At 69.6% G+C, this 16903-nt stretch carries 15 protein-coding genes and 1 riboswitch; of the genes, 5 read left to right on the forward strand and 10 right to left on the reverse strand.

Features of this window, described 5'->3' with window-relative positions; all coding sequences use genetic code 11:
- The first annotated feature begins 9 nt into the window (after nucleotides 1-9).
- From CTP10_RS18655 to CTP10_RS18670, 4 genes are all read left to right on the forward strand, one after another.
- Nucleotides 10-1296 carry a glycerate kinase type-2 family protein gene (locus CTP10_RS18655; RefSeq protein WP_233528083.1) on the forward strand — a complete coding sequence of 429 codons (1287 nt, stop codon included), beginning with the start codon at nucleotides 10-12 and terminating at the stop codon, nucleotides 1294-1296.
- Complete coding sequence (pyk, locus tag CTP10_RS18660; protein ID WP_116318805.1) at nucleotides 1293-2711, forward strand: pyruvate kinase; 1419 nt, start codon at nucleotides 1293-1295, stop codon at nucleotides 2709-2711. The genes CTP10_RS18655 and pyk overlap by 4 nt, the downstream gene beginning before the upstream one ends.
- A gap of 11 nt (nucleotides 2712-2722) precedes the next feature.
- Entirely contained in the window at nucleotides 2723-4009 is a 1287-nt protein-coding gene (eno, locus tag CTP10_RS18665; protein WP_116318804.1) for a phosphopyruvate hydratase, read from the forward strand.
- Nucleotides 4010-4101: 92 nt separating this feature from the next.
- Nucleotides 4102-5088, forward strand: coding sequence for a Bug family tripartite tricarboxylate transporter substrate binding protein (locus tag CTP10_RS18670; RefSeq protein ID WP_116318803.1), 987 nt, complete (start codon nucleotides 4102-4104; stop codon nucleotides 5086-5088).
- A 102-nt stretch (nucleotides 5089-5190) separates the two neighbouring features.
- Here CTP10_RS18670 and CTP10_RS18675 read toward each other — a convergent pair whose 3' ends face one another.
- The 3 genes from CTP10_RS18675 to CTP10_RS18685 form a co-directional block, all read right to left on the reverse strand.
- On the reverse strand, nucleotides 5191-6180 hold the full coding sequence (locus CTP10_RS18675; protein WP_116318802.1) for a Bug family tripartite tricarboxylate transporter substrate binding protein: 990 nt from the start codon (nucleotides 6178-6180) through the stop codon (nucleotides 5191-5193).
- Between the two features lie 67 nt (nucleotides 6181-6247).
- On the reverse strand, nucleotides 6248-7234 hold the full coding sequence (locus tag CTP10_RS18680; protein WP_116318801.1) for a tripartite tricarboxylate transporter substrate binding protein: 987 nt from the start codon (nucleotides 7232-7234) through the stop codon (nucleotides 6248-6250).
- 60 nt (nucleotides 7235-7294) lie between these two features.
- On the reverse strand, nucleotides 7295-8044 hold the full coding sequence (locus CTP10_RS18685) for a GntR family transcriptional regulator (protein WP_116318800.1): 750 nt from the start codon (nucleotides 8042-8044) through the stop codon (nucleotides 7295-7297).
- A 156-nt stretch (nucleotides 8045-8200) separates the two neighbouring features.
- Here CTP10_RS18685 and CTP10_RS18690 point away from each other — a divergent pair, with 156 nt between their 5' ends.
- Complete coding sequence (locus CTP10_RS18690) at nucleotides 8201-9061, forward strand: amidohydrolase family protein (RefSeq protein WP_116318799.1); 861 nt, start codon at nucleotides 8201-8203, stop codon at nucleotides 9059-9061.
- On the opposite strand, the gene CTP10_RS18695 is transcribed toward CTP10_RS18690, so the two are convergent.
- The 7 genes from CTP10_RS18695 to CTP10_RS18725 form a co-directional block, all read right to left on the reverse strand.
- The gene (locus CTP10_RS18695) at nucleotides 9058-9777 is read right to left on the reverse strand and encodes a DUF2894 domain-containing protein (RefSeq protein ID WP_116318798.1); all 720 of its coding nucleotides are present in this window, start codon (nucleotides 9775-9777) and stop codon (nucleotides 9058-9060) included. The genes CTP10_RS18690 and CTP10_RS18695 overlap by 4 nt on opposite strands.
- The gene (locus CTP10_RS18700; protein ID WP_116318797.1) at nucleotides 9770-10420 is read right to left on the reverse strand and encodes an OmpA family protein; all 651 of its coding nucleotides are present in this window, start codon (nucleotides 10418-10420) and stop codon (nucleotides 9770-9772) included. The genes CTP10_RS18695 and CTP10_RS18700 overlap by 8 nt, the downstream gene beginning before the upstream one ends.
- Nucleotides 10417-13554, reverse strand: a complete 3138-nt coding sequence (locus CTP10_RS18705) for a DUF802 domain-containing protein (RefSeq protein ID WP_116318796.1) — start codon at nucleotides 13552-13554, stop codon at nucleotides 10417-10419. The genes CTP10_RS18700 and CTP10_RS18705 overlap by 4 nt, the downstream gene beginning before the upstream one ends.
- 10 nt (nucleotides 13555-13564) lie before the next feature.
- Nucleotides 13565-14317: a DUF3348 domain-containing protein gene (locus CTP10_RS18710; protein WP_116318795.1), complete on the reverse strand. Its 753-nt coding sequence runs from the start codon at nucleotides 14315-14317 to the stop codon at nucleotides 13565-13567.
- 183 nt (nucleotides 14318-14500) lie between these two features.
- Complete coding sequence (locus CTP10_RS18715; RefSeq protein ID WP_116318794.1) at nucleotides 14501-15010, reverse strand: 6,7-dimethyl-8-ribityllumazine synthase; 510 nt, start codon at nucleotides 15008-15010, stop codon at nucleotides 14501-14503.
- Between the two features lie 75 nt (nucleotides 15011-15085).
- A riboswitch (FMN riboswitch) is annotated at nucleotides 15086-15237 on the reverse strand.
- Between the two features lie 81 nt (nucleotides 15238-15318).
- Nucleotides 15319-15879, reverse strand: coding sequence for a GAF domain-containing protein (locus tag CTP10_RS18720; RefSeq protein WP_317921419.1), 561 nt, complete (start codon nucleotides 15877-15879; stop codon nucleotides 15319-15321).
- A gap of 1 nt (nucleotide 15880) precedes the next feature.
- Nucleotides 15881-16858: a Bug family tripartite tricarboxylate transporter substrate binding protein gene (locus tag CTP10_RS18725; RefSeq protein ID WP_116318793.1), complete on the reverse strand. Its 978-nt coding sequence runs from the start codon at nucleotides 16856-16858 to the stop codon at nucleotides 15881-15883.
- Nucleotides 16859-16903: the final 45 nt, after the last annotated feature.

Raw genomic sequence — 16903 nt, forward strand, 5'->3', positions numbered from 1 at the left:
ACCGTGACCATGCCATCGACCGATCCCAACCAACTGCTGCGGCGCATGTTCGACGCGGCCATTGCCGCGGCGCAGCCGGCCCGCACGCTGGCGCGTCACCTGCCCGCGCCGCCGCGCGGCCGCACCATCGTCATCGGTGCGGGCAAGGCCTCGGCGGCCATGGCCGCCGCGCTGGAAGCCGCGTGGCCTGGCGCGTTAGAGGGACTGGTAGTGACGCGCTACGGCTACGCGGTGCCTTGCTCGCGTATCGAGATCGCCGAAGCCGCGCACCCGGTGCCGGACGATGCCGGGCTGGCCGCCTCGCGCCGCATGCTTGAACTCGTGTCCGGCCTTAACGAGGACGACCTGGTGATCTGCCTGATCTCCGGCGGCGGCTCGTCGCTGCTGCCGTTGCCGCTGGCCGGCATCACGCTCGACGACAAGCAGCAGGTGAACCGCGCGCTGCTCAAGTCGGGCGCGACCATCTCCGAGATGAACTGCGTGCGCCGCCACCTGTCCGCGGTCAAGGGCGGCAGGCTGGCCGCCGCGTGCTATCCGGCGCAGGTGCTGAACCTGCTGATTTCCGATGTGCCGGGCGACGATGCCATCGACGTCGCCTCCGGCCCGACCGTTCCCGACCCGACCACGTGCGCCGATGCGCTGGCGATCGTCAGGCGCTACGCCATCGACCTGCCCGCCCATGTGCTGGCCGCGCTGCAGTCCGATGCGGCCGAGACGCTCAAGCCCGGCGACCCGCGCCTGCCGCGCATCCGCACCGAGTGGATCGCCACGCCGCGGCTGGCGCTGGAGGCCGCCGCGCAAGTGGGCCGCGACGCCGGCTATGCGGTGCATGTGCTCGGCGACGCCATCGAAGGCGAGGCCCGCGATGTCGGCAAGGTGCTGGGCGGCATCGCGCTGGCAGCGGCTAGACACGGCCAGCCCTTTGCCGCGCCGTGCGTGCTGCTGTCCGGTGGCGAGACCACCGTCACCGTGCGCGGCAGCGGCCGCGGCGGACGCAATGTCGAGTTCCTGCTGTCGCTGGCACTGGCCCTGCGCGGCGAGGCTGGCGTCCATGCCATCGCCGGCGACACCGACGGCGTCGACGGGCAGGAAGAGATCGCCGGCGCGATGATCGGCCCCGACACGCTGGACCGCGCCTGGCGCGCCGGCCTGAACCCGCAGGACGCGCTGGCCGCCAACGACGGCCACGGATTTTTCGAGGCGCTGGGGGACGCGGTCGTGACCGGCCCCACGCTGACCAATGTCAATGACTTTCGCGCGATCTTGCTGACGCGCGCTTCCGGAGCCAACACATGAGACGCCTTCGCAACGCAAAGATCGTGGCCACGCTTGGGCCCGCCAGTTCGGACCCGGCCATCATCGGCCAGTTGTTCGATGCGGGAGCCGATGTGTTCCGGCTCAACTTCAGCCATGGCTCGCATGAAGACCACAAGCAGCGCCTGCACGCCATCCGCGCGATCGAGCAGGAGCGCGGCCGCCCGATCGGCGTGCTGCTCGACCTGCAGGGCCCCAAGCTGCGCATCGGCACCTTCGCCGATGGCCCGGTGCAAGTGGCAGCGCAGGCACCGTTGCGGCTCGATCTGGATGCGGCCGTGCCGGGCACCGCGGAGCGCGTGAGCCTGCCGCATCCGGAAATCTTCGCGGCACTGCAGCCCGGTGCCGAACTGCTGGTCGACGATGGCCGGGTGCGCCTGCGCGTGGAGCGCTGCGGCGCCGATTATGCCGAGACCATCGTCGTCAACGGCGGCACGCTGTCCGACCGCAAGGGCGTCAACGTGCCGGGCGTGGTGCTGCCGCTGTCGGCCATGACCGGGAAGGACCGCGCCGACCTGGATTTCGGGCTGTCGCTGGGCGTGGACTGGGTGGCGCTGTCGTTCGTGCAGCGCGCCGAGGATATCGAGGAGATCCGCCAGATCGTCAACGGCCGCGCCGGCATCGTCGCCAAGCTGGAGAAGCCGGCCGCGATCCAGAGCCTGGAGGCGATCGTCGAAGCCTCCGACGCGGTCATGGTGGCGCGCGGCGACCTCGGCGTGGAAATGCCCGCGGAGCAGGTGCCGTCGCTGCAAAAGCGCATCGTGCGCGCCTGCCGCAAGGCGGGCAAACCGGTGATCGTGGCCACGCAGATGCTGGAGTCGATGGTGGCCGCACCGGTGCCGACGCGCGCCGAGGCATCCGACGTCGCCACCGCCATCTATGACGGCGCCGACGCGGTGATGCTGTCGGCGGAATCGGCGTCGGGCCGCTATCCGCTCGAAGCAGTGCGGATGATGGACAGCATCATCACCCGCACCGAATCCGACCCGCACTACCACGAAGCCATCCAGGCCTCGCATTCGGCACCGCGCGCCGACGCTGCCGATGCGATCGGCTATGCGGTGCGGCACGTGGCCAGAGTGCTGGGCGCGCCCGCGGCCGTGGCCTATACCAGCTCCGGCTATTCCGCGCTGCGCATGGCGCGCGAACGGCCCGAGGTGCCGATCCTCGGCATGACGCCGCGGCTTGCCACCGCGCGCCGGCTCGCGCTGGCGTGGGGCGTGCATGCGGTGCTCTGCCATGAAGTGGTCGACGTGGTGGAGATGACCGAAGTGGCCAGCCGCACCGTGCTCAAGGAGCAGTTCGGCGAGGCCGGCCAGTCGATCGTGATCTCGGCGGGGCTGCCGTTCACCGTCGCGGGCACCACCAACCTGCTGCGCATCGCGCAGGTCCAGTAAGGGGAAGGCACATGACTGTCATCAAGGAAATCCTCGGCTACGAGATCCTCGACTCGCGCGGCAATCCCACCGTGGCCGCGCGCGTGCTGCTGGCCGACGGCGCGGAAGGGTTCGCTGCAGCGCCGTCCGGCGCCTCGACCGGCTCGCGCGAGGCGCTGGAGTTGCGCGACGGCGATCCGCGCCGCTATCTCGGCAAGGGCGTGCGCAAGGCGGTGCAGCATATCAACGTCGATATCGCCCGCACGCTCGCCGGCATGGAAGCCGCCGATCAGTCCGAAGTGGATGCGTGCCTGATCCGGCTGGACGGCACCGCCGACAAGTCGCGCCTGGGCGCCAACGCGCTGCTCGCGGTTTCGCTGGCCACCGCGCGGGCGGCCGCGGCTTCGGCGGGCGTTCCGCTGTACCGGTCGCTGGGCGCGGGACGCGCCGAGACGCGCCTGCCCTTGCCGATGATGAACATCATCAACGGCGGCGCGCATGCCGACAACAGCGTCGACATGCAGGAGTTCATGATCCTGCCCGTGGGCGCGCCGAGCTTTGCCGAAGCGCTGCGCTGGGGTGCCGAGGTGTTCCATACGCTCAGGCGCGTGCTGCGCGAGCGCGGCTTCTCCACCGCGGTCGGTGACGAGGGCGGCTTTGCCCCGGACCTGGCCTCGAACGAGCATGCGCTGGAAGTGATCCTGCAAGCGGTGGAAGCCGCCGGCTTCCAGGCCGGCCGCGATATCGCGCTGGGCCTGGACGTGGCCAGCTCGGAGTTTCATGCCGACGGCCGCTACGTGCTGGCGTCGGAAGGCCGCAGCTACGACGCGGAAGGCTTTGTCGACCTGCTGGCCAGCTGGGTGCGGCAGTACCCCATCGTCACCATCGAAGACGGCATGGCCGAGCAGGACTGGCAGGGCTGGCGCCTGCTGACGGAAAGGCTGGGTGCGCAGGTGCAGCTGGTCGGCGACGACCTGTTCGTCACCAACGCCGCGATCCTGTCCGAAGGCATCGCGCAGGGCGTGGCCAACGCGATCCTGATCAAGCCCAACCAGATCGGCACGCTGACCGAGACGCTGCAGGCCATCGACGTGGCCGAGCGTGCCGGCTATGCGTCGGTGATCTCGCACCGCTCCGGCGAGACCGAGGACACCACTATCGCCGACCTGAGCGTATGCACCGCGGCCACGCAGATCAAGACCGGCTCGCTGAGCCGTTCCGACCGCGTGGCCAAGTACAACCGGCTGTTGTGCATCGAAGCGGAACTGGGCTGCGCCGCGGCCTTCGCCGGCAGGGGCGCGCTGCGCCAGCTGCGCTAGTGGCCGGACAGCAACCGGGCCCAGCAACCGGCCCGGCAACCGACAGACAAGCCAGCAAGGCTTGCTGAAAACCATCAGACAGGAGACAAGACATGCGTGCAACCGACTTTCTGCGCCGCGTTTCGGCATTGACCGTGGCCGCTGCCGGCCTCGCCCTCAGCGGTGCTGCCATGGCGCAAGCGTGGCCAGCCAAGCCCATTACCCTGGTCGTGCCGTTCCCTTCGGGCGGCACCACCGACGTGCTCGCGCGCGCGCTGGGCGACCAGCTCTCCAAGAGCCTCGGCCAGCCGGTGATCGTCGAGAACCGTCCCGGCGCCGGCGCCACCGTCGGCGCCGACTATGTCGCCAAGAACAAGCCGGACGGCTACACGCTGCTGATGGGCGCGGTGCACCACACCATCGCCACCAGCGTGTACAAGAAGCTGCCCTACAGCTTCGAGAAAGACCTCGCGCCGGTGGCCCCGGTGGCGATGGTGCCCAATGTGCTGGCGATCAACGCGGCCAGGACGCCGGCCAGGAACGTCAGCGAACTGGTGGCGCTGGCCAAGCGCGCCTCGCCCGAGTTCGCCTACGGTTCCAATGGCAATGGCACCGCGCAGCACCTGATCGGCACGCAGTTCCAGGCCGCCACCGGCGCGCCGCTGCTGCACGTGCCTTACAAGGGCAGCGGGCCACTGACGACCGACCTGCTGGGCGGGCAGGTGACCATGTCGTTCGACACGCTGACGCCGGTGCTGCAGCACATCAAGTCGGGCAAGCTGCGCGCGCTGGCGGTGACCACGGCGAAGCGTTCGACCGTGCTGCCGGACGTGCCCACGCTGGAAGAGGCCGGCCTGAAGGGCTTCGACATCGGCACGTGGTTTGGCGTGATGGCGCCGGTCGCCACGCCGGAACCGATCGTGACGCGCCTCAACGCCGAGATCGTCAAGATCGTGAAGTCGCCGGATTTCCAGCAGCGCATGCAGGCCATCGGTGCCGAGCCGATGACCAGCACGCCGAAGGAATTCGCGCGCCGCATCCAGGATGAGACGGTGAAGTTCGCGAAGCTGGTGAAGGACGGGAAGGTGACGATCGAGTGATTGCGCGGGTCAGGGCGACACGCTGTCAACAGGCGAGTGGTTTGCTCCCCTCTCGCGCAAGCGGGAGAGGGAGCACACACAGCATCCTCCCCAGAAGCCAGCTCAATCCGGCTTGATCTGCGCCCGCGCGATGATCGGCTTCCAGCGCTGCTGCTCCTGCGCGATAAACCGCGCAAATTCCGCCGGCGTATTGCCAACCACGATGGCCGCATCCGCACTCAGCCGTTCGACCGAGCTGGCACCCTTGACCGCCTTGATGGTCGCATCCGCCAGCTTGTCCGCGGCCGCCTGCGGCAGCGTCGCGGGCGCGAGCAACCCATACCATTGCGTCATCTCGAAGCCGGGATAGCCTTGCTCGGCCACCGTTGGCACATCCGGCAGCTGCGGAATGCGCTGCGTGGTGCCGGTGGCAATGCAGCGCACCTTGCCGGTCTTGATGAACTGCAGGATCGCGGGCGCACCCACTGCCGCCGCTTCCAGCCGGCCGGAAAGCAGGTCAGTAATCTGCGGGCCGCTGCCCCGGTACGGCACGTGCGTGATGAAGGTGCCGGTCGCCGCCTTCAGGTACTCGAACGCCAGGTGCCCGGCGCTGCCGTTGCCGGCCGAGCCGTAGTTGAGCTTGCCAGGCTTGCTCTTGGCCAGCGCCACGAATTCCTTCAGGTTTTTCGCCGGCACGTCGGGATGCACCACGTACAGGCTCGGCACCTTGGACAGCAGCGAGATCGGGCGGAAATCCTTGATCGGGTCGTAGGGCAGCTTGGGGAAGATGAACGGGTTCACCGCCAGCGTGCCGATATGGCCCAGGATCAGCGTGTGGTTGTCTTCGGCGCGCGCCACTTCGCCCATGGCGATATTGCCGGCGGCGCCCGGCTTGTTTTCCACGAAGACCGACACGCCCAGCAGCTTGGTCAGTTCCGCCGCGGTGGAGCGCGCGACGATTTCCGAACTGCCGCCCGGCGCGAACGGCACCACCAGCCGGATCGGCTTGGACGGCCATGCCTGGGCGCGGGCGAGCGTGGGGAAGAGGGCGCTGGCGCCGAATGCCGCGGTCGCTTGCAGCAACTGGCGGCGGGTGGGATTGATGCGGGTCATGCGGGTCTCCGTGAGTATCCAGTCGTCGTTGTCGTGGTCGTTGCGGCGCGGTTGGCGATGCCGGCGATCATTCGGGCTTGACGTTGCCGTCCTTGATCACCTTGGCCCAGAGCCGGGCCTGGCCGTCGATGAACTGCTGCGCCTGTGCCGGCGGCGCGCCTACCACCTCGCCGCCCAGTTCGGTGACGCGCTGCCGCGTCTCGGGGCTGTGCATGACCTTCTGCAAAGCCTCGGCAAGTTTTGCGACGATCGGCTCGGGCGTGGCCGCCGGCAGGAAGGCCGCGTTCCACTCATAGACTTCATAGCCGGGCACGCCGGCCTCCTGCATCGTCGGCACGCCCGGCAGCGCGCTGGTGCGCTGGTGGCTGGTGACCGCCAGCGGCTTGAGCTTGCCGGCCTTGATGTGCTGCAGGCTCGATGCAACGTTGGCGAAGAACAGCGGCACCTGCCCGGCGATGACGTCTGTCATGGCGGGACCGCCGCCCTTGTACGGCACGTGCAGCAGGTCCACCCCCGCGCGCTGCTCGAACAGCACGCCGGCCAGGTGCTGCGCCGAGCCATTGCCGGAGGAGGCAAATGCCACCGAACCAGGCTTCTGCTTCGCCATCGTCAGCACGTCGGCGACCCTGGTGGCCGGGAAGCTGGCCGTGGAAACCAGCACGTTGGGATAGCGCGCCAGCACGCCGACGGGCTTGAACGCCTTGGCCGGATCGTAGGGCAGCCTGGCATAGAGGCTGGGATTCACGGCGTAGGAAGAGGCATCGACCATCACCGTGTAGCCGTCCGGCGCCGCCTTGGCGACATAGGCAGCGCCGATCTGGCCGCCGGCGCCGGGGCGGTTCTCCACCACCACCGACTGGCCGAGTTCACGGCCGAGTCCCGGCGCGATCAGCCGTGCCATCAGGTCGGCGCCGCCGCCCGGCGGATACGTGACCACGATGGTGATGGGCCGCGACGGCCAGGTGGCCGCGCTCTCGGCGGCCTGCGCCGGCGCAAGTTGCAGCAGGATGCCGGCGGCGCCAATGGCCGCGGCCATCGCCTTGGTGGAATGCATGAAACGGTCTCCTCGGATGCGGATCGAGTATCGGATGGCTAGCGGATAGCTAGCCAACAGCTAGCGGATGTCCGCGGTATAGCGAAATGCGAAGGCATCGCCCCGAGTCAGCCGGTATTCGATGCAGGTGCCGCGCAGGTCGAAGGCTTGCCGGGTCACCACCGCGCATGGGTGCGCATCGGGCAGTTCCAGCAACTCGGCCTCGTCATGCGCCAGCGTGCGGAAGGTGACCTCGTCGACGGCGCGGTGCACGGTGATGCCGCACTGGCTGCCGAGCAGCGGATACAGCAGGTCGCCCCATTCCCACACCGGCAGCTGCTGCAGCGCTTCGCAGCGCGGCAGCGGCAGCCAGATCGATTCCAGCAGGCGCGGCTTCTCATCCAGCCAGCGGCGGCGCGTGATCGCCAGGCCGTGCGATCCGGACGGCAGTTCGAAGCGCTCCGCCATGGCCTTGTCCAGGCGCACGGCGCGGCACGACAGGATTTCCGAGCGCGGCACCGTGGTCGCGCCGTCAGCGCCGCCGAAGCGGAAGAAACGCATCAGGCTGGCACCGGTCAGTCCCTTGCGCACAAAGGTGCCCCGGCCCTGCACGCGTTCCAGCAGCCCTTCCTGTACCAGCACGGCGATCGCCTGGCGGATCGTTCCCAGCGCGATGCCGAACTCCCTGGCCAGCGCGCCCTCGGCCGGGATCGCCTCGCCCGGTGGCCAGTCGCCGGAAATAATCCGCGCCTGGAGCTGTGCGGCGATCTGGCCATATCGGCTCAGGCCGGCCGCGCTGGTGATTTTCTGAAGCAGGTCGTTATCTGCCATCGGTGGTTTGCGATCGGTTGTCCGTCGGTCTGGAGTCGTGCTAGATTGTCGTTTATGTCCTCTAGAGGACTAGAATACTAACGCGGGCCTGGTTCCCCTATCCGGGATTACCCGCGGGACACAGCAGGGCAGACCAGGGCAGACCAGGGCAGACAGATGAATCAACCCGCAACGCCGGTGGTGGACTGCCACTTCCATATCTTCGGGGCCGGCACGGCAGCGCCGTACGCCCGCTATCGGCCCCCGTATGCCGCCACGCTGGCGGCCTGGCTGCAGTTGGCCGGGGCGCTCGACGATCCGTTCGGGGTGGTGGTGCAGACCAGCTTCCTCGGCACCGACAACACCGCGCTGCTAGCGGCGCTGCGCGCCATGCCGGGGCGATTGCGTGGCGTCGCGGTGGTCGATCCCGACGTATCCGATGAGGCATTGCGCGAGCTGGACGATGCCGGCGTGCGCGGCATCCGGCTGAACCTCTACCGTGATGCCGGTTGGCGGCGTATCGATACCGCGCCCTGGCGCGCGCTGTTTGCGCGTATCGCCGCGCTGGGCTGGCATGTCGAACTCCATACCGACAATGGCGACGGCAGCATGGTGCTGGCCGCGCTGGATATCGCGCTGGATGCCGCGCTGGGCGAGGGGGATGTACCGGTGGTGCTGGACCATTTCGGCAGGCCGGGCGCCGCGGGCGTGGCGGATCCGGTGTTCGACGTAGCCGCTGCAGTGCGCCAGCGCCGGCAAGTATGGGTCAAATGCAGCGCCCCATACCGGCTGGTGGCGCCGCAGGCGTGGCGCGAACTGGCGCAGCGGTGGCTGGAGGTGGCCGGTGCCGATCGGTTGCTTTGGGGCAGCGACTGGCCGTGGACCAATCATGAATCCGCGGAGCGGGCGGGGGAATGCAGCGAGCTCAGCCGCTGGCCCGGCAACGCGCCGGCGGATGCTTCGCCGAGCGCTGCGCTGCGCTGGCGCAATGCCGCGGCGCTGTACGGGTTTGAGATCGCGCCAGCGGCGGCGGATTAGCCTGCCGCCTTGCGCGGCTTGCTGCGGGTGGTCTTCCTGGCGCTCGTGGCCCGCGCCGCTTCGTTCTCGGCCGGTGCCCCGCCGCGCTGGAGTTGTTCCAGCCACGCCATCGCCTCGACATAGGTAAAGAACTGCTCCAGGTAGCCTGGCGACAGCTCGTGCATCAGCGTCAGCGCACGGTGCACGAGGTGATCGGAATTGAGCGGTCCGGCATTGCCCGGCAGCTGTGCCTGCGACTGGCGCAACTGGCGGGTGACGCTGACGCGCGACCACGTGTCGCGGAAGTAGTCGACCAGTTCCGGCTCGGGCTCCGGGCGCAGGGGGCGTACCGGCGCCGCGGCGCGCGGTGAGGGGGCGCGCGGTGAGGGGGCGCTCGGTGCGGAAGCGCTCGGTGCGGAAGCGATTGCGGCGCGCGTATTGGCCTTGATGTAGCTGACCAGGCCGGCGAGCGTGCCGGTCGCTTCCGCGATGGCATCCGGTTCGGTTCCTGCGGCCGCTTCGCGCCGCGCCGCGTCTCGCGCCACGGCTTCGCGGTAACTGTCGACCAGCGCCGACAGCCGCGTATCCAGCATCTGCCGCACCGCGCCGTCATGGCCGGCCGAGCGCCGCGCCAGCGCTTCGATCAGCCGGAAGCGCACCGGATCGACGCCTGCGGCATCGCTGTCGCGCCAGGCGTCGAGCTGCGCGCGCGCGCTTGCGGCCACGTCTTCAGCCACGCGGCTTCCCCGTTCCCATGGTCACGCGCGGCACCGGCGCGATTTCCACGCGCCGGTTCCTGGCGCGGCTCTCGGCATCGGTATTGGCGGTGACCGGCTGCTGCGAGCCGAACCCCGCCGAGAACAGCGATGCAGGCGGCACGCCCGCGTCGATCAGCGCGCGCGTCACCGTCAGCGCGCGCTGCGCCGACAGCTCCCAGTTGTCGGCAAAGCGGCGGTTGCCCTCGCGCACCAGCTGGTCATCGGTGAAGCCGCTGACCATCAGCATCTCGTCGCGCGTGCGCAGGTAGGCCGACAGCGGCGCGGCCAGGCTGCGCAGCAGTTCGCGGCCCTCGGGCTGCAGCTGGTCGGAGTTCAGGGCAAAGAGCACGCTGCCGCTGATGCCGATGCGTCCGTTCACCAGCGTCACGCGCCCGGCGGCGAGCGGGCCGGCCAGCGCCTGCTCCAGTGTCTGGCGGCGCTGCGCCTCTTCCTGCCGCTGCCGCACCTCGTCTTCCAGCCGCGCCGACAGCTCCAGCTGCACGCCGATGACGCCCAGCAGGACCAGCACGAACGCGCCCAGCAGCACCGACATCAGGTCGCCGAACACCGCCCACGCCGGTACTGTCGGCTCGGCGCCGGCGTCGATGTAGTCGTCCTTCATGCCGCCTCTGCGCGCGGTGCCTGCCGGCCGCCCAGCTGCTGCAGGTCTTCCAGGATCTGCTTCTGCGACAGCATGCTGAGGTCGACCACCTCGCGCGCCTGCGCCACGTAGTAGGCCAGCTGCTCATCGCTGCGCGCCATCGACTTGTCGAGCGCGGCCTCGATGCGCTGCAGCTGCCCGGACAGCTTGTCGTTGGACGCGCTGAACATCTGCACCGCCACGCCGAAGGCTTCGCCCAGGCTCGCCACCTCGACGGCGCTGCCGGTGACCTGCGCCGCGGCTTGCGCCAGGCGGCCGGTCTCGGATTCGACCTGTTCCGTGAAGCGGCCGCCGACGCGTTCCAGCAGCTCGGAGGTGGTCGCGAGCAGCGTGTCGACCGCGGCGCGCTGGCCGGTGGAGGCATGGTTCACGGCGTCCAGCAGCGTGCCCAGCGTTTCCAGCATGCGGCTGCGTTCTTCCAGCATGGCGTTGTCGCGGGCCATGCCTTCGGTGAGCTTCTGGCGCAGTTCGGCAATGACCTCGGCCGCGGCCCTGGGCGCTTCGGCGGATGCCTGCATCAGGCGCGCGACTTCGGCGATGGTGCCGGTGGCGTGCGCCTCGGCCTGCGCGGTGATGTCGCGCGCGGTCTGTGCCAGGGTGTCGCAGATCTCCTGCTGGCGGCTGGCGCTGTGGCTGCCGGCCTGTTCCCATTGCTGGCGCAGCGTGGCGGCCATGCCGTCGAGGTGGCCAGTCCAGGCCGCCAGGCGCTGTTCGTCGCGGGCGGCCAGTTCGGCCTGCAGTGCGGCGGCGGCCCTGGGCGCCTCGGCCGCGGCCTGCACCAGCCGCTCGATCTCGGCCAGCGTGCCGCTGGCGTGTGCCTGCGTTTCGGTGGAAATCGCTTGCGCGGTCTGCGCCAGCGCTTCGCAGATTTCCTGCTGGCGGGTGGCGGTCTGCGCGCCGGCCTGCTGCCATTCCTGGCGCAGCGTCGCGGCCATGGCGCCGAGGGATTCGGTCCAGGCGGCCAGGCGTTGTTCGTCGCGCGCGCTCAGTTCGGTCTGCAGCGCGAGAGCGGCCTTGGGCGCGTCGGCGGCGGCCTGCACCAGCCGGTCGATCTCGGCGATGGTGCCGCTGGCGTGGGCCTGGGCCTGCGCCGAGATATCGCTGGCGGTCTGCGCCAGCGCGGCGCAGATTTCCTGCTGGCGGGTGGCGGCCTGTGCGCTCGCCTGCTCCCATTGGCCCCGTAGTCCGGCGGCCATGTTGCCAAGCGCTTCGGTCCAGGTGGCGAGGCGTTGCTCGTCGTGCGCGCTCAGTTCGGCCTGCATGGCCAGCGCGGCCTTGGGCGCGTCGGCCGCGGCCTGCACCAGCCGGTCGATTTCGGCGATGGTGCCGCTGGCATGCGCCTGCGAGTGGGCGGAAATGTCGTTTGCGGTCTGCGCCAGCGCCGTGCAGATCTCCTGCTGGCGATGCGCAGCTTGCACGCCCGCTTGTTCCCATTGCTCGCGCAGGCCGGTGGCCATGGCGCCGAGCGAATCGGTCCAGGCAGCCAGGCGCTGTTCGTCGCGTGCGGCCAGTTCGGCCTGCAGCGCGAGGGCGGCCTTGGGCGCGTCGGCGGCGGCTTGCACCAGCCGCTCGATTTCGGCAATCGTGCCGCTGGCATGCGCTTGCGCCTGCGCGCCGATCTCGCGCGCGGTCTGCGCCAGCGTCTCGTTGATTGCCTGCTGGCGGCTCGCGGCCTGGGCGCTGGTCTGGTCCCACTGCTGGCGCAGCACCTCGGTCATGCTGCCGAGCGTGCCGGCCCACGCGGCCAGGCGCTGTTCGTCATGCGATGCCAGGCCCGACTGCAGGTCGGCGTGCGACTGGCCCACGGTGCGCACCAGCGACGCCGCCTGCTGTTCGAATGCCGCCGTGGCGGCGGCCAGTGCCTGCTGGTTGTCGGCGGCGAGCTTCTCGCCGGTGCGGGCGTGCTGCGACAGGGCCTCGGTCCACGCCTGCGCGGTGCTGGCGGAAGTCGACTCCAGGCGTGCCGCCACCTGCTCGACCAGACCCGCCGAACGCTGCTCGAAAGTCTGTGCAAAGCCGCCGAGCGCGCCGCGCAGCTCGTCCGCCAGCGCTTCGTTGCTGCGCTGCTGGCTGGCCAGCGCCTCGTTCCAGATCCCGGCGACGCCGGCGGTCGAGGCCTCGAAGCGCGCCGAGATGCCTTCGAGCTGCTGCTGCACGGACTGCGTGACGGCGTCGCGCATGGCGGCGGTCTCGCGCGCCAGGCCGGCCATGGTTGCCTCCACGGCCGGCTGGATCGCCGTGCCGGCGGCGCGCGCGCTGTCGGCAACGCTGTCTTTCAGCGATTGCCCGACCGAGGCGGCCAGTTGCGTGTACACGGCTTCGGTCTTGCCGTGGAAGGCTTCCTGATTCACCGCCAGGCGCTCCGCCATGGCCTCGTTCTGTTGTTCCATCGCCGCCATCATGGCCTGCAGCCGGTCCACCAGCGCCGGCATGGCATCGGCCTGGCGCTGCAGCAGCCGGAACGATTCGTCGCGCTGGTGGCTGCGCGAATAGGGGCGCAGCGTGGTGGCAATGCGCGCATCGAGCGCCTGCGCTGCCTGCACCCGTTCGCGTCGGCACAGTGCCGACAGCAGGCCCAGCATGGCCGACGTGGCGACGCCCGCCACCGAGGTGCCGAAGGCGAAGCCCAGCCCCTTCACCGGTGCCGCCAGCGAAGCGCGGATCGCCTGCAGGTCGGTCGCGGTTTCCAGCGCCATGCCGGTGCCGCGCAGCGTCGACACCATGCCCAGGAACGTGCCGAGCATGCCCAGCAGCACCAGCAGCCCGACCAGGTACGGCGTCAGCGCCGGACCCGGCAGCGCCACGCGCTCGCCCTCGACGCGCAGGCGCACGGCGTTGCGCAGGCCGACGGGCAGGCGCTCCAGCCAGCCATCCAGGCTGGCCGGCGCCTCGGACAGGCCCTGCACCGCCTGCGCCAGCCCCAGCGTGGATTGCCGGTAGCGCAGCAGCTCATGCGCGCCGGCCACGTAGCAGGCGCCGATCAGCAGCGTGACCGACAGCGCCAGCGCATTCGAGCCCGCATAGCCGCCGGCGATCCAGCACACGGCCGCCAGGCCCGCCAGGAAAACAACAAGAGGGAAGAAGTATCGGTTCATGGTGTCCTGGTCAGCTGCCGCGCAGGGCGGCGAGCAATCCTTCGACGGGTTGGAAGCGTATTTCCAGCTCGGCCAGCAATACGCTTTGCATATCCTTGCGAAACACGGCCAGCCACGCGCCGGGCGCGACCGCTGCCACGGCAACCTGCCCGGCGGCGGCATGCGCCTCGGACAGCGCCGCGGCTTCCGCCTGGCGCAAACGCTGGAAATGCCCTTCCAGCAGGGTCGGCACGCTGCCGAGCACGCTTTGCTCGCGCGCGCCCAGCACGCGCTCCATCACGGCATCGACCATCGCCAGCCGGGCCATGTCCGGCGCACGCGTCGACAACGCCGCCCGCAGCCGCCCGCGCAAGGCGCCGATCGCGGTCTCCATGGCCTGCTGCTGCGACACGTAGCGGTGGCGGTAGATGGCGTAGTCCACCTGCGCATCCACGGCCTCGGCAAGCGCCGATGGCCGCCCCGGCCCGCGCCGGCGCGCGGCGAGGGCGTTGTCCCCGGCGATGGCATCGGCCAGCGCGCCGCGCACGCGCGCGCATTCCTGCTCCTCCGCAGTGGCGCCGGAGGCACGCGGGTTGGCCGGCACCGCAGCCGGCGCACCTTTCAGGGCGGCCGACAGGGCGATCGCGTCCGGCCAGCCCAGCCATTGGCTCAGCTGGCCCGAAAGTGACGTTGCAGGAGGTGGGGCGTCGGCGTCGGTCAGGCGCGCCAGCAGCCGGACTAGCGTCGGACCGCTGAAACCTGTGCGCCGGGGCTCTTGGGACATACCGCCGGATTCAAAAAGCCAGCAGTTTACACGCCTCGGGGAGGCGGGCGGCAGTATCCGGGGGAGGGGAGTGGCGGCAAGGGATGCCGCCGTGGGCGAGCCGGGCTGTTCAGGAAATCCCGCGGTTCGTGAATCCTGAACCTGCCGCGAGCAGGAACAGGCCGGCCGCGTCCCTTCAATGCATCAGGCCGCGAGCTTCTGCAGCGACGCGACCGTGCGGACGCAGGCCTGCGCCGCCTCGCGGCCCTTGGTCACGAAGTGCTCGGCGAAGAAGCGATGGTGCTCGTCGTGCTCGTGGAAGCTCTTCGGAGTCAGCACGGCGGAGAACACAGGGACCTCGGTGTCGAGCTGGACCCGCATCAGGCCGCTGATGACGGCATCGGCGACAAATTCATGGCGGTAGATGCCGCCGTCGACGACAAAGCCGCTGGCGACGATGGCGGCGTATTTGCCGGATCTGGCGAGCCGTTGCGCATGCAGGGGGATTTCGAAAGCCCCGGGGACATCGAAGATGTCGATGACATCCGCGGTGACGCCGAGCTTTGCCATTTCGGCCACGAACGCGTCGCGCGCGCGATGGACGATATCGGCATGCCATTGGGCATGGATATAGGCAATACGCTTGCCTTCGGGGAGGGAAAAGCCGGCCGCGGGTGCGGTGGCACGCTGGAAAGCTGAGACAGGCTGATTCATGGTGTTCCTGTACGGATGGAGTTGGCCAGAATCAGGGCGCACGAGACTTGCCCCCGTGGAGGCGGGGGCATTTTTGCTCGCTCTCTTTCATCCGGACTATTACCGTCGGCTTCGGATTTGAACCGAATCTGCTGACCCCGGCGTGTGGACACGCCGGGCGCTCGCGGGCTTGTGCGTCAGACGCCTTCACCGCCGGTAGGGACTTCCACCCTGCCCTGAGAACGTTGCCGCGTTGTGCTTGGTTGTGCGTTCAACGCGGCGGGGGAATCATACCGCAGAGTGGCGTTCGGTGTTGGCGGCCGCTTTCGTCAGGTGCGCGCAGCGGTCAGCGCCTGCACCGGCGCCACCGACAGCGCCGCCAGCAGCCTGAGCGTTGCCACCTCTGCCGCCGACCAGATCGCGCGATCGGCCAGGTAGTTGAAGGTGCCGATCACCGCGCCCTGGTAGCCCAGCGGCACATTGACCACCGCCGTGCAGCCGAGGGTGCGGATTACCTGCACGTCGTCGAACACCGCCGCCAGCGCGTCATCGCCTTCGCCGACAAAGACTTCGCCGCGTTCCAGCAATTGCCGGCGCCACGGGCTGTCGCCCTTGGTCTTGTGCCCGCCGACCGGATAGGCGGCGGTGTCGGAAGACCACAGACGTTCGATCCGCGCAGTCTCCACATGCCAGGCATTGATCGTCAACAACCCGGGGCCGAGCGTGCGCAGCGTGGCCGCGCCGATCGCATCGAGCGCCGCGGCTGGTTCGCGCGCCTGCCGCAGCGCATCGCACAGCAGGTTGACCTGCGCGATCAGCGAGCCGGCGTCTTCCAGCGGTGCGCCGGCTTGCGGGACGAAATGAGATGCCTGGTGCGATGCCTGGCTCACGTCATTCCCCCTGGATGCCGAGTTCGCGGATCAGCTTGCCGTAGCGGTCGGCATCGCGGCGCATGATGGTGCCGAACTGTTGCGGCGTGGAGGTCGCGGTTTCAACGCCGATGGCGTTCATCTTGGCCTTGACTTCAGGCATCGCCATCACGGTGTTGATCTCGCGGTTCAGCCGCGCCGTCAGCTCGGCGGGCATGCCCTTGGGCCCGAAGGCGCCGTACCAGACCGCCAGCTCGTAGCCGGGCAGGGTCTCGGCAACGGTCGGCACGCTGGGCAGCAGCGGTGAGCGCTTGCTCTCGGTCACGGCCAGCAGGCGCAGCTTGCCCGCCTTGACGTGCGGCAGCGTCTGCGTGCCCGCCGAGAACAGCAGCTGGGTCTGCCCGGCCACGGTATCGACCACCGCCGGCGCGCCGCCCTTGTACGGCACGTGCAGCATCTGAATGCCGGCCATCTTCTCGAACAGCACCGCGCTGAGGTGGTTGGTGGAGCCGGGACCCGCGCTGGCGTAGGCCAGCTTGCCCGGGTTGGCCTTGGCGTAGGCCACCAGTTCCCTGACGTTCTGCGCCGGCACCGACGGGTGTACCACCATGGTGTTGGTCACGTACGCCAGCAGGCCCAGCGGCGTGAAGTCATCCACGCCGCGGAACGGCATATTGGACATCAGCGCCGGGTTCATGGCGTGGGTGCTCATCGAGCCCACCAGCAGCGTGTAGCCGTCGGGCTTGGCGCGGGCCACCATGGCGGAGCCGATGTTGCCGGAAGCGCCCGGCTTGTTGTCGACGATCACCGGCTGGCCGAGCGAGCGCGTCAGGTGCTCGGACAGCACGCGCGCGAGGATATCGGTCGAGCCGCCGGCGGCCCACGGCACGATCAGCGTGATCGGCTTCTGCGGCCAGGTTTCGCTGGCGCCGGCCGGGGCCGCCAGGCACATCGCCAGCGCGGCCACGCCGCCCAGCAGGGTTTTCAGTACTGCGCGCATTTTTCCTTCCTCCTTGGTACTTGCGCGGACCTGGTGCGGTCCGCT

Source organism: Cupriavidus sp. P-10 (assembly GCF_003402535.2).
Classification (GTDB): Bacteria; Pseudomonadota; Gammaproteobacteria; order Burkholderiales; family Burkholderiaceae; genus Cupriavidus.

What these genes read in the sequence shown, in the direction of transcription:
- eno (WP_116318804.1), top strand. Translation starts at nt 2,723, where the DNA reads ATGACTGTCATCAAGGAAATCCTCGGCTACGAGATCCTCGACTCGCGC.
- CTP10_RS18675 (WP_116318802.1), bottom strand. Translation starts at nt 6,180, where the DNA reads ATGACCCGCATCAATCCCACCCGCCGCCAGTTGCTGCAAGCGACCGCG.
- CTP10_RS18715 (WP_116318794.1), bottom strand. Translation starts at nt 15,010, where the DNA reads ATGAATCAGCCTGTCTCAGCTTTCCAGCGTGCCACCGCACCCGCGGCC.
- CTP10_RS18710 (WP_116318795.1), bottom strand. Translation starts at nt 14,317, where the DNA reads ATGTCCCAAGAGCCCCGGCGCACAGGTTTCAGCGGTCCGACGCTAGTC.
- CTP10_RS18725 (WP_116318793.1), bottom strand. Translation starts at nt 16,858, where the DNA reads ATGCGCGCAGTACTGAAAACCCTGCTGGGCGGCGTGGCCGCGCTGGCG.
- CTP10_RS18685 (WP_116318800.1), bottom strand. Translation starts at nt 8,044, where the DNA reads ATGGCAGATAACGACCTGCTTCAGAAAATCACCAGCGCGGCCGGCCTG.
- CTP10_RS18690 (WP_116318799.1), top strand. Translation starts at nt 8,201, where the DNA reads ATGAATCAACCCGCAACGCCGGTGGTGGACTGCCACTTCCATATCTTC.
- pyk (WP_116318805.1), top strand. Translation starts at nt 1,293, where the DNA reads ATGAGACGCCTTCGCAACGCAAAGATCGTGGCCACGCTTGGGCCCGCC.
- CTP10_RS18705 (WP_116318796.1), bottom strand. Translation starts at nt 13,554, where the DNA reads ATGAACCGATACTTCTTCCCTCTTGTTGTTTTCCTGGCGGGCCTGGCG.
- CTP10_RS18700 (WP_116318797.1), bottom strand. Translation starts at nt 10,420, where the DNA reads ATGAAGGACGACTACATCGACGCCGGCGCCGAGCCGACAGTACCGGCG.
- CTP10_RS18670 (WP_116318803.1), top strand. Translation starts at nt 4,102, where the DNA reads ATGCGTGCAACCGACTTTCTGCGCCGCGTTTCGGCATTGACCGTGGCC.
- CTP10_RS18655 (WP_233528083.1), top strand. Translation starts at nt 10, where the DNA reads ATGCCATCGACCGATCCCAACCAACTGCTGCGGCGCATGTTCGACGCG.
- CTP10_RS18680 (WP_116318801.1), bottom strand. Translation starts at nt 7,234, where the DNA reads ATGCATTCCACCAAGGCGATGGCCGCGGCCATTGGCGCCGCCGGCATC.